Here is an 11291-nt window from a genome sequence, read left to right as displayed (position 1 = left end):
TGCCGTTTTCTCCTTCGGGGGTATCTCATGACCGCACCGGCGGGACGGTTGCCTGCAGCGTGCTGAAGAGCCGCGGGGTGATGATCAGGCTGTCTTGGCCCGGTGCTAATTCTCTGGTAATGCCTCACCAGTAAGTGTTACTGTAAAGCACACGATAACAGATTGCCAGTAATGGCGCAGGGAAAGGTTGTTCGCGGTGACCCGAGAAGATGATCGGACGTTATTCATCAACGGAGAATGGACGTCGGCAGCGAACGGCTCTTTGTTCGATGTGTTGGATCCGAGCACGGAATCCGTTATCGGGAGGGCGTCCGACGGCGATGCGGCCGACGCCCGAGCCGCTGTGGCCGCCGCCTCTGCGGCCTTCGAAGGCTGGGCAAACCAGACGGCGTACCAGCGGGCCGCAGCCTTGGAACGGGCCCACCGGATCATGCTCCGCCGTGCGGATGAGCTCGCAGCGTTGATGACGCTGGAACAGGGTAAACCGCTGAGAGCGGCGAAGAACGAAGTCCTTTACGGGGCCGACTTCCTCAGCTGGTTCGCTGAAGAGGCCAAGAGGGTCTACGGCACCACGATTCCTTCGGCGCGCGCCAATCAGCGACTGACCGTGCTGCGTCACCCGGTCGGCGTTGTCGCTGCCATCACGCCGTGGAACTACCCGATTTCCATGATTGCCCGGAAGGTCGCCCCGGCTGTTGCGGCTGGCTGCACCGTTGTGCTCAAACCGGCCGAGCAGACACCCCTGTGCGCCATTGCCATGTTCGAGATCTTCGAAGAAGCCGGGTTTCCTCCTGGAGTGGTAAACCTCATCACCACGGCAGACGCCGAAGCGGTTGGAGGTGTTCTGTTGGAGTCCCGCGACGTCCGCAAGCTGACGTTTACCGGTTCTACGGCCGTGGGCAAGGGACTCGCATCCCGCGCCGCGTCGACCATGAAGCGAGTTTCCCTGGAGCTGGGCGGACATGCGCCTTTCCTCGTGTTCGAAGACGCGGACATAGACCACGCGGCCAAGGGTGCGGTCCTGGCGAAGTTCCTCAACACGGGACAGGCATGCATCTGCCCAAACCGTATTTACGTCCACAGATCCGGCTACGAGCGCTTCCTCGAGGCGTTCACACAACGGGCCAGTCGGCTCACCGTGGGTGCCGGCCACCAGGACGGGGTCAGTATCGGTCCGCTCATTGATTCCGCCGCCACCAAGAAGATGGAACGACATGTCGCCGATGCCCGGGGCAAGGGTGCTCGACTGCTGACCGGCGGCAGCAGGGTGAGCGTCGACGGCCTGACCGGAACAAACTTCTTTGCTCCAACCGTGCTCGCCGACGTCACCCCGGACATGGAGATCTACACCGAGGAGACGTTCGGTCCCGTAGCCGCGGTCATCCCCTTCGACAACGAGGACGAGGCTATCCGGATGGCAAATAGTACCGAATACGGCCTGGCATCCTACGTGTACACCACGGATCTGGCCCGGGCCACGAGGGTATCGGAAAGACTGCGGTTCGGTATCGTCGGCATAAATGACATCAACCCAACCTCCGCGGCAGCACCGTTCGGTGGGGTGAAAAACAGCGGCATCGGCCGGGAGGGTGGGGCCCAGGGAATCGACGAGTACCTGGACGTGAAGCTTGTTGGCATGACGGTGTGAACCGCGCGGTCCATACCAACATGCTGTGGAGCCTCCAGGAGGGCGAATTGACTGAAGACACGGAGTACCTTGATCCGGCCGCCGGCCAGCAGGCCAGCCCATTATGGGACCTTGGGCTGGACGATGGCGGAACGCAGGCCCCAGTCATGGTTCAGGACTGGTCCAGGCTGCATAGCATGCACGTACAGATCACCGAAGGTGGTCGTACGCTGAGGGAGGGCCAGGTAGATATGGTGGCGGATGATGGAACTGTGCTATGGCTGGCCAGGGACGGCGTCTTCGAGAGGCAGCTGGTCCTCAGGTCTGACGGGGTCGAAGCATGGATTCGTCCCGGGTCCCCTCAGGCGTACTGGGTCATGGGAGGGCACGTGACAGTCGATGAATGAGTTTAGCGCCGTAGTGATCGATGAAATTGACGGCAAGGCGGTGTCGGTCTTCCGCCAATTCACCCTGGCGGACCTCCCCGATGATGACGTGCTGGTTGAGGTCGCTTATTCCTCGCTCAATTACAAGGACGGCTTGGCCCTTTCAGGGAACCTGAACAGGGTGGTCAGACGAGTTCCGATGGTCGGTGGAATAGATCTGGCCGGCACGGTTGTAGAGTCGGACTCGCCCCTCTGGCGCCCTGGAGACCAGGTTCTATTGAACGGCTTCGGACTTTCGGAAGTGCACTGGGGCGGTTACTCCCGCTTCCAGCGTGTGAAGTCCGAGTGGCTGCTTCGAGTGCCCGCGGAATTCACGCCCCTTCAAGCAATGGCGATCGGCACGGCAGGCTATACCGCCGCGCTGTGCGTTGATGCGCTCGAACAGTGGGGACACATCCGGCCAGGCCAGGGGAGGGTTCTTGTCACTGGCGCAGCAGGAGGGGTCGGCTCGGTAGCTGTTGCCCTCCTTGCACAATCCGGATACCAGGTCACTGCGTCCACGGGGCGTCCTGTTACCCACGAATACCTGAAGCAGCTCGGGACGGCGGAGATCATTGACAGGGCGGACCTGCTGAAGCCAGCGGGGCCGCTCCACCGGGAGACCTGGAGCGGAGTGGTCGATTCAGTCGGTAGCACCACCCTGGCCAACGCTTTGGCCCAGACGGAATACGGTGGCGCCGTTGCCGCCTGCGGTCTGGCATCCGGCACAGACCTTCCGGCAACCGTACTGCCGCATATTCTTCGCGGCGTAGCGTTGCTCGGCATCGATTCTGTTATGGCTCCGATGGGGAAACGCCGCTCGGCGTGGAGCCGCCTGGCCCGCGACCTGGACGTGAAATCCTTGGAATCTATCACCACTGTCGAACCGATGTCCCGATTGCCGCAGCTTGCCGAAGATATTCTGGCGGGAAGTGTCCGGGGGCGAGTGGTTATCGACGTGTCTCGGTAGCACTGAGCCGCGCTCACCGCGCGGACCGCGGAATTGCAGAGGACCGCCCCGGACACCTTCTGGCAGCTCCACCGCCCACCAGCCGCAGGAGGCATCCGCCCCGAAGGCTGCTTTCTGTATGCACGCGCCGTTGGCGGCGGGCCAGGACACTGCGAGTGCGGGGTCCGCCGCCAACGGTGCATCAACAAGGCCGAATCATCAGGATTGGCTCAGGCCCCTTCCAGATCTTGGGGGACGAACCTGGTGGACAGGATTGCCGGCCTAATCCTGTGAAACGAGTCCCAGATCCGGGTCCTGAAGGGTCTCATCGGACAGCGTCGTCTGGACTCGTCCAAGGTGCCTGCTGAAGGGCAGGAACGCCATGATCACGACGCTCAGACCGCCGCAGACGGCCCAGATGACGAGGAATGCATCCAAGCTGGGAACCTTGATGGGCATGATCATCGCTGACATTATGGCGGCGAATACTGTTCCGCCGAGGGCGCCGGCGAGCGTTCTGGTTGTGTTGTACATTGCGCCGGCTATGCCCGAGGCATCCTTCGGCGCAAGGCTGAGGATGATGGCAGGAAGCACCGCCATAAAGATGCCCACACCCAAGCCGCCGACGAACTGGGCAGCCGTGAAGATCGCCAGATTGTTTGAGAAAACTATGAGCATGGCGTACTTGGCTATGACCAGGACATTGGCCCAGATCAGGGTCGGCATCTGTCCCATGCGGCGCACGAGGGCATGGCCGACCACGGCTCCGATCATCAACATAAGTGCGTAGGGCACGAGCGTCAGGGAAACGCCCATGGAGTCAAGACCGAAGCCGTATCCGACCTTGCTCGGCCTGGAAGCGACGTAGAGGGAATTGACCGGTCCGGAGCCCAACTGCTGAATCCCGAACAGGAGCATCAGGATCAGGTAAAAGCCCACCCCACCACGGGTCACGAGTTTGATATCGATCAGCGGGTGACGCATCGTTTTTTCGACCCGCACGAAGAGGAACAGCAAAGCCAGCCCTACAACGATCATTCCCAGGACCGCCGGTGAGAGCCAGCCCAACGTCTTGCCGTTGCCGATGGCGTATAGCACGAGTGCCAGACCAATACCGAGCAGGGATGCGCCTTTCCAGTCGATTCGGCCTTCGCTGCGGATCTCAGTCTCCGGCACTGTCAGGATGATGATCAGCAGCGAGAGAACCAAGAGTGCGGCCGGGACGAGCATGACCAAGGTGAGATCCAAGAAGGTCCCCAAGAACCCGGTGAGGAGGATGCCCACGACGGCTCCGCCGCCCAGAAACCCTATCAGGAGGCCGATTCCCTTGCTTGCTTGGTCCCCGGCTCGCTCGCGGACGATTGCCATTTCAAGGGGAAGCAGCGCGCTGACCGCGCCTTGCACGAGCATGGCGGATAGGAAAAGGGGGAATGTCGTGGCAAAGGCAGCGGTTACCGTGCCGGTGATCACGATCGCTAGCGTGATGATCACCATCCGTTTGTGCCCATAAAGATCACCGAGTTTCGCCAGGACCGGGACACAGACGACGGAGGAGAGCAAATATGCGGCGCTAATCCAGTTCAGTTGCGCGGCGTCGGCACCGAGACGAACCCCGAGCAGGTTCAGCAGCGGACCGTACGTCGACTGCAGGTAGGCGCTGGCCAATTCCGAGAAGGCCAGCCCACCCACAATGGTCATGATGCCGAAGCCGGCCCCGATTGCTCCAGCTTTGTCTTTACCAACTTTAAGACTCATTGAATATCCGTTCGAAGAGAGCCGATGAATTCGGCTGAGTGAAGTGCCGATCTTCCAGGGGAAGATTCCCAGGTGCTGTCTTGCCGGATGACAGCTGCGTCACAGTCGGGGACAGGAGCGCCCACGCCCGCATTGATCCGTGACAGGTCCGGGACAATAACAAGGGGGACGCCTGGTCTCGATGACCAGAAGCCCCCCGGCTATTGGTTGGTGTCAGCGCGGGAAGTTGAACACTTCGCGGGCGTTCAGTTCCACGATGCGGTGTGCCTCATCGTCGGGAACGTTGACCAGGCTGTCGGCCACGATCTTGCGGCTGTTCGGCCAGTTGGAGTCGGAGTGCGGGTAGTCGACCTCCAGGCAGATCCGGTCCACGCCGATCTTGTGGCGGTTTTCGATGCCGAAGTTGTCATCGATGTAGCAGCCCCAGAAGTGCTTCTTGAGCAGATCCGACGGGCGGGTCGTGCGGTCGATGTCCTGGTAGTAGCGGTGGCGTTCCCAGGTGTAGTCCGCGCGCTCGGCGATGTAGGGGATCCAGCCGATGCCGCCTTCAGAGAGCATGATCTTCAGGTTGGGGTGCTTCTGGAGCTGACCGGAGAAGAGCCATTCCGTGGCGGACCACATCAGGTTAGTGGCGAAGGAAGCGATGGCCACGGCGTACGGACCATCGGGGGTGAACGGGACCGGGGAGAGCGCGGAGGCGGAGTACGGGAAGCCTGGGACGAAGCTGCCTGAACCGAAATGTAGGCTGACTGGGATGTCATACTCTTCGAAGACGTCCCACAGGGGTCCCCATTTGTCGCTCGCGAAGGACGGTAGGCCTAGCGGGATCGGGCTGTCCGGGAAGGAGATGGTGCGGGCGCCCTTCTCGGCGGTCCGGCGCGCTTCAGCAACGCACAGATCGACGTCCCAGGTCGGGAGGATAGACAGCGGCACATAGCGCTCAGGCGCAGAGCCACACCATTCATCGATGCTGAAGTCATTCCACGCCTTGACGCATTCGAGCATCAGTGCCTTGTCCTTGCCGCGGTGGAAGACACCTCCGCCAAACCCTGGGAAGGACGGGAAGCAGCAAGCAGCCTGCACGCCGTCGGTGTCCATGTCCTTGACGCGGGCGATGGGGTCGTAGCAGCCGGGGATCATGTCCTCGTAGCGCAGCGGCTCCATCCCGAATTCCTCCGGAGTCTTGCCGGCAACCGCGTTCAGGCCGATGTAGGGGTAGATTTCCCCTTCCATCTTCCAGACATGGTGCCCCTGTTCGTTCTCAATGATTTGGGGGCCCTGGTCGATGAACTTTTTGGGCAGGCGGTCCGTGAAGACCTTCGGGTGTTCAATCAGGTGGTCATCGACGGAGATGATCTGCATATGGTCCTGAAGCGGCATTGCTTCGGCTCCTATCACTGGGTAGCAGTGCTAATTTGTCTAGATTTGATTCTCCAAATCAGATACCGTGGAGCTTACAGATAACCTTTCGATAGTGGAAGACCTAACGGGATTAAGGGGCATCATGAACACCGAAGAGCTGTTTGGGCGCGAAGTTGAAGACGATCACGATCTGCTCACGTACAATGAGTCGGCCGCGCGGCTGCGGGAAGAGATTGAAAAAACGCAGATGGTCCTTGCTGACCTGCTAGCTAAGTCGGACACCGACGACGGCGCCAAGCTGGCCCTGATTGAATCCGCCACCACGCGGCTGAACAGCCTGCAGGAATCGGCGGCCCGAAATTCCCGCGCTGCAGCTAACGACCAAATTTCCTCCGGCTTCCTGCGGTACAGCGGCCCCGGCTCGAGTTTGACGGACTAATAACGCTCTAAATGGGTGGTGTCGCTGCGGACAGGGACGTCTTTAGCGGCACCACTTGCCATGCTGGTGTCCCTATTGAAAGAGAAGCAATGGACCATATGACCCCCAAGGCCTCCGCATGGTTCAGCCGGCGGACTTCGCGCAGCAGCGATTGGCCGCTACCGGCCCTGATGGCTGCAAAGGCAGCGGGGAACCACAGGATCAGCGTCGTGATCCCCGCCCACAACGAGGAACGAACGATTGCGGACGTAGTCCTGACTTTGCGGCGGGAGCTCATGGAGCGGGTGCCGCTGATTGATGAGCTGGTTGTCATCGATTCAGACTCCACCGACGAAACATCCACCATTGCGGCCAGCGCCGGCGCCGAGGTCTATGCGGCGAGCGGCATCCTGTCGGACGTGGCGCCCCTCCGGGGCAAGGGCGAGGCGCTGTGGAAGTCGCTCTTTGTAACTTCGGGAGACATCATCGTCTTCATGGACGCGGATCTGACGCTGTGGGGACCTCATTTCGTCACCGGGCTGCTGGGGCCTCTTCTAGATGGGACGGATATCCGGCTGGTCAAGGGCTTCTACGACCGCGTCTCAGCCTCATTCGGGCAGCCGGCGGGGACCGACGGCGGCCGAGTCACGGAGCTGGTGGCGCGCCCGTTACTTAACCTCTGGTGGCCGGATCTGGCCGGACTGGTTCAACCCCTCGCCGGTGAATGGGCGGTGCGGCGCAGCCTGATGGAATCAATCCGGGTCCCAGTGGGCTACGGTGTGGAACTCGCTACTGTCCTTGACGCCTATGCGATTTCCGGTCTGGATGCCATAGCGCAGGTTGATTTGGGGTCCAGGGCGCATGAGCACCAGAGCAACCATGATCTGGCCCTGATGGCGGCGGAACTGCTCGCCGTCGGCGATCGACGCCGGCCGGACCGCGCCTGGACGGATCCGACTGGCCAGCTGCTCCAGTACACACGGTCTGCCGACGGGCAGGATGTCCTTCCTGCCGCGCGGCCGATTCCGCTGGCCGAGCGTCCCGCCGCAGCCAGTATGCCTGCCTACGGCAAGTCGGCGGCGCTCAGTTGAGCGGCGGCCGGGCCGTGCTCAGGCTGGGGCACAGGGAGTTCGACCGAGACCAGCTGCTGATCATGGCTATCGTCAACCGCACCCCTGATTCCTTTTTCGACAGGGGGGCCACCTATGCCTTTGAGGCTGCACTGGAGCGCGTGCACGAGGTGGTGGCGGCCGGGGCGGAAATCATAGACATTGGCGGCGTCAAAGCGGCTCCCGGAGACGAGGTGGACGTGGCTGAGGAACTGCGGCGCACGGTCGGATTTGTCGCGGCCGTGCGCCAGGCCCACCCCGACGTCGTCATTAGCGTGGATACCTGGCGCCATGAGGTGGGCCGTGCGGTTTGCGAAGCTGGGGCGGATCTGCTCAATGACGCGTGGGGCGGGTATGACGAACGGCTCGCCGAGGTCGCCGCAGAGTACGGTGCGGCGTTGGTCTGCGCCCACGCGGGCGGCGTCAGCCCGCGGACTCGGCCCCACCGCGTCGCCTATGGCGACGTCATGGCGGACGTGCTCCAGCGCACCGTGGCGCTGGCGGAGCGGGGTGTTGCTTTGGGCGTTGACCCGTGCAGCATCTTGATCGACCCTGCACACGACTTTGCGAAGAACACCCGGCAGAGCCTGGAAGTGACGCAGCGCCTCGGGGAGATGACGGCGACGGGTTGGCCGGTGCTGGTCTCCCTGTCCAATAAAGACTTCGTGGGGGAAACACTGAATCTGCCGGTGGGAGAGCGGTTGACCGGAACCCTTGCCGCCACAGCCATCTGCGCCTGGCTCGGTGCCAGTGTCTTCCGGGTTCACCAGGTCGCTCCGACGCGCCAGGTCCTGGATATGGTTGGTGCAATACGAGGGACCCGGGAGCCTGCCCTCACACTGCGGGGCCTGGCATGATGATCGCCGCGGCCGTGTGTCCGCACCCGCCGCTGCTGATCACTGAGCTGCTACCGTCTGGCAGCCGCCCGGAGCCCGTCGTGGAGGTCTCGGACGCCTGTGTGCGGGCAGTGCAATGGCTTTTACGACAGTCGCCGGATCTCGTCGTCGTCATCGGGGGTGGCGAGGCCACACAGCAATACGGCGCATCAACACCGTTTTTCGTCGACCGCTATGCCCGGAGCATCGGCATATCCCGCGAACGGGAGGCGGTCATGGTGACTCCAGGATTGCCACTTAGCCTGGGCATCGGCGCGAGACTGCTCGATGAAGCAGGATGGGACGGGCCCCGCCGATTCCAGGCGCTCAGCTCTGACCGGCCGGCCGAACAAAATGCCAAGATCGGCCGGACCCTGGTCGAAGAACCAGGGCGCACAGCACTGCTGGTGATGGGTGATGGAAGTGCCCGGCGGGGACCGAAAGCACCGGGGTATCTGGATCCGAGAGCAGCCTCCTACGACGATCAGGTCACCATCGCACTGGGTAAAGGCGACGCGGAAGCACTGTTGAGTCTGGACGAGGACCTTGCCGTGGCCTTGCTGGTCCAGGGCCGAGCCGCGTGGCAGGCGCTCGCGGGGGCTGCCGGAACCTTGCCGGGGCAGCTCGAAGCGGAGCTGCTCTACGCCGGTGACCCCTACGGGGTCCAGTACATAGTTTCCACCTGGCAGCCCGCCCCGGTCCGCTGATGCCGGGCCGGCTGTCCAGTTCCGGGTTCATCAGTTCCGGACGCCGGCGAGTGACATGAATTCGGCCCGGGTGCGGGCGTCTTCCCGAAGGGTTCCGTAGAAGGCGCTGGTTACGGTGCTTGAACCGCTGGAGCGGACACCCCGCAGTGTCATGCACATATGCTCGGCCTCCAGCACAACGCCGACACCGCGGGGTGCCAGCCGTTCCTGCAGTAGATCGGCGACCTGCTTAGTGAGGCGTTCTTGGACCTGGAAGTCACTGGCAAAATGCTCCAGGATCCTCGCAAGCTTTGACAGACCGACAATCCGCTCACCGGGCAGATAGGCGATATGCCCGACGCCGGAAAAGGGTAGGAGATGATGCTCGCACAGTGACCGGAACGGGATGTTACGGACCAGTACCAGCTCATCGTAGTCCTCGTCGTTGGGAAAGGTGGTCAGCACCATGGGCCTGGGGGTCAGGAGCTCAATGAAGGCATCCGCCACGCGCCGCGGCGTCTCAGCCTGGTGCGCGCTTTCCGGATCACGCCCAAGCGCCCTGATCAAGTCTGCGACAGCCGCCGTGGCGGCAGTCCGGTCCATGCCTAGCGCGCCGACCGGAACAGCTGAAGATGCGTACAACGGTGTTTCGACTTCGATGATGGTCATTCAAATATCTCCTTAACATATTCCGGCCCTGGTTATTGGACCTTGGCTGTGAAGTATATTACAGTAAGGGCAACGGTAAGACACGATTCGGTCATTCCGTTTTTGTCGAACCCGACTGCACCCCGTGCCACCGCACGGATACAGAAATTGAGGAGCTGATCCCTTTGGACGACATGGACGTCGCTATGCTGATCCTGCGTGTGGCCGTCGGGGGGACCTTCATTGCCCACGGCTACAATCACGCCTTCGGCCCTGGTGGGCTGGCTGGCACGGCCCGCTGGTTTGACAGCATGGGCATGAAATTCGCCGCGGTGCAGGCGTTCCTGTCCGCGGCCGTTGAGATTACCGCCGGGCTGGGACTGGTCCTGGGTCTGCTCACGCCGCTGATGGCGGCTGCTCTGATCAGCGTCTGTGCTGTGGCCACGGTAACGGCCCACCGCAGGAACGGGTTCTTTGTTTTCAAGGACGGGTATGAATACGTTCTTCTCCTTGCGTTGACCTGCACGGCCGTCGCGGTGGCCGGTCCCGGATTGCTGTCGGTTGACCATGTGATGGGCATCGATGCCATGTCCTCCGGCTGGGTCGGCGCGGGCATAGCGGCCGTCCTGGGTGTGGGCGGCGCGGCCGTGCTGCTGGCCGTGAGCTGGCGCCCGGCTCCCGCTTCGGCACAAACGAAATGAGACAGCTTTGCTGACGCAGAACACGGGGTTCACTATGGCCGAGGTCGAACGCCTTCCGCCGTTCTTTCCGCAGGGTTCGAATATCCTTTGCGTAAATACGGATGCCGCACAGCAGTCAGTGGTAAATCAGGGGATAGGGGGCCGGTCCCGGCCCGTGGCGTTGATCGATGCCAAGGATACCTACGCTGCTCGGGAGTGGCTCAATGCCGCGCAAGGTCAGCCTGCGAGCCAAGGCGTACCGCTGCCAAGCGTCGTGCTGGTTGGTTACGATCCGGAGGAGCGTTGGTCCCTCGCCGTGCTGCTTTCGGAATTACGGGACCTGGATGCCGCCATTGAGGTGGTGCTTATTGCCGACGGTCCAACGTATTCGCTGCCTGTATTCATCGGTGACTATCCATGGTTAACAGTAGTGCCGTCCGATTTCCATGCGGTGGATCGATGGGCCGGTCTTGTTCGGAGGCTGGTGGTCGCAGCATTTGACTCTGCAGTTCCAGGGAAAGTTTTGCACCGTGCCGAATGAATCTCGCTTTATTCTGGATCTGTTGTCGGCTTGGTGCGGGAATTCAATATTCGTGTTCATCCCAGTCTGTCCGGCCACCGAGCCGGAGCGACCCTTGTATGGCCCAGAACATCGCCAAATCGAGACTGGTGACTGCTGCCCGGATTCGGTGGCCAAGACATCCCGGTCCGGTGACCGTTGACCGGTCGGATGCCGAAGTGCAACCGGGGACAGTCC

The 11291-nt window shown here is 62.0% G+C and carries 12 protein-coding genes; 9 read left to right on the top strand and 3 right to left on the bottom strand.

Annotated elements, in window-relative coordinates; genetic code table 11:
- Positions 1-196 precede the first annotated feature (196 nt).
- From OW521_RS01965 to OW521_RS01955, 3 genes are read left to right on the top strand one after another with little or no spacing between them, the layout of a single operon-like run.
- Positions 197-1648 carry an NAD-dependent succinate-semialdehyde dehydrogenase gene (locus tag OW521_RS01965; RefSeq protein WP_268022488.1) on the top strand — a complete coding sequence of 484 codons (1452 nt, stop codon included), beginning with the start codon at positions 197-199 and terminating at the stop codon, positions 1646-1648.
- A 47-nt stretch (positions 1649-1695) separates the two neighbouring features.
- Positions 1696-2034 carry a hypothetical protein gene (locus OW521_RS01960; protein WP_268022486.1) on the top strand — a complete coding sequence of 113 codons (339 nt, stop codon included), beginning with the start codon at positions 1696-1698 and terminating at the stop codon, positions 2032-2034.
- The gene (locus OW521_RS01955) at positions 2027-3022 is read left to right on the top strand and encodes an MDR family oxidoreductase (protein ID WP_268022485.1); all 996 of its coding nucleotides are present in this window, start codon (positions 2027-2029) and stop codon (positions 3020-3022) included. The genes OW521_RS01960 and OW521_RS01955 overlap by 8 nt, the downstream gene beginning before the upstream one ends.
- A gap of 261 nt (positions 3023-3283) precedes the next feature.
- On the opposite strand, the gene OW521_RS01950 is transcribed toward OW521_RS01955, so the two are convergent.
- Positions 3284-4756, bottom strand: coding sequence for an MFS transporter (locus OW521_RS01950; RefSeq protein WP_268022483.1), 1473 nt, complete (start codon positions 4754-4756; stop codon positions 3284-3286).
- A gap of 213 nt (positions 4757-4969) precedes the next feature.
- Positions 4970-6136, bottom strand: a complete 1167-nt coding sequence (locus OW521_RS01945; protein ID WP_268022481.1) for an amidohydrolase family protein — start codon at positions 6134-6136, stop codon at positions 4970-4972.
- Between the two features lie 124 nt (positions 6137-6260).
- On the opposite strand from OW521_RS01945, the gene OW521_RS01940 reads away from it, so the two are divergent.
- From OW521_RS01940 to OW521_RS01925, 4 genes are all read left to right on the top strand, one after another.
- Positions 6261-6557, top strand: a complete 297-nt coding sequence (locus tag OW521_RS01940; RefSeq protein ID WP_268022479.1) for a hypothetical protein — start codon at positions 6261-6263, stop codon at positions 6555-6557.
- An 89-nt stretch (positions 6558-6646) separates the two neighbouring features.
- The gene (locus OW521_RS01935) at positions 6647-7627 is read left to right on the top strand and encodes a glucosyl-3-phosphoglycerate synthase (protein WP_268022477.1); all 981 of its coding nucleotides are present in this window, start codon (positions 6647-6649) and stop codon (positions 7625-7627) included.
- Between the two features lie 62 nt (positions 7628-7689).
- The gene (gene folP / locus OW521_RS01930) at positions 7690-8502 is read left to right on the top strand and encodes a dihydropteroate synthase (RefSeq protein WP_268022475.1); all 813 of its coding nucleotides are present in this window, start codon (positions 7690-7692) and stop codon (positions 8500-8502) included.
- The gene (locus OW521_RS01925; protein WP_268022473.1) at positions 8499-9227 is read left to right on the top strand and encodes a hypothetical protein; all 729 of its coding nucleotides are present in this window, start codon (positions 8499-8501) and stop codon (positions 9225-9227) included. Before folP ends, OW521_RS01925 begins: the two co-directional genes overlap by 4 nt.
- A 30-nt stretch (positions 9228-9257) precedes the next feature.
- On the opposite strand, the gene folE is transcribed toward OW521_RS01925, so the two are convergent.
- On the bottom strand, positions 9258-9875 hold the full coding sequence (gene folE / locus OW521_RS01920) for a GTP cyclohydrolase I FolE (RefSeq protein WP_268022471.1): 618 nt from the start codon (positions 9873-9875) through the stop codon (positions 9258-9260).
- 185 nt (positions 9876-10060) lie between these two features.
- Between folE and OW521_RS01915 the strand changes: the two genes are divergently transcribed.
- Both OW521_RS01915 and OW521_RS01910 read left to right on the top strand, forming a co-directional pair.
- The gene (locus OW521_RS01915; RefSeq protein WP_268022469.1) at positions 10061-10555 is read left to right on the top strand and encodes a DoxX family protein; all 495 of its coding nucleotides are present in this window, start codon (positions 10061-10063) and stop codon (positions 10553-10555) included.
- A gap of 7 nt (positions 10556-10562) precedes the next feature.
- Positions 10563-11075: a hypothetical protein gene (locus tag OW521_RS01910; RefSeq protein ID WP_268022467.1), complete on the top strand. Its 513-nt coding sequence runs from the start codon at positions 10563-10565 to the stop codon at positions 11073-11075.
- Positions 11076-11291: the final 216 nt, after the last annotated feature.

Source organism: Arthrobacter sp. MMS18-M83 (assembly GCF_026683955.1).
Lineage (GTDB): Bacteria > Actinomycetota > Actinomycetes > Actinomycetales > Micrococcaceae > Arthrobacter.
The sequence above is the reverse complement of the archived record's forward strand: the minus strand, read 5'-3'. Positions and strand labels throughout refer to the sequence as shown.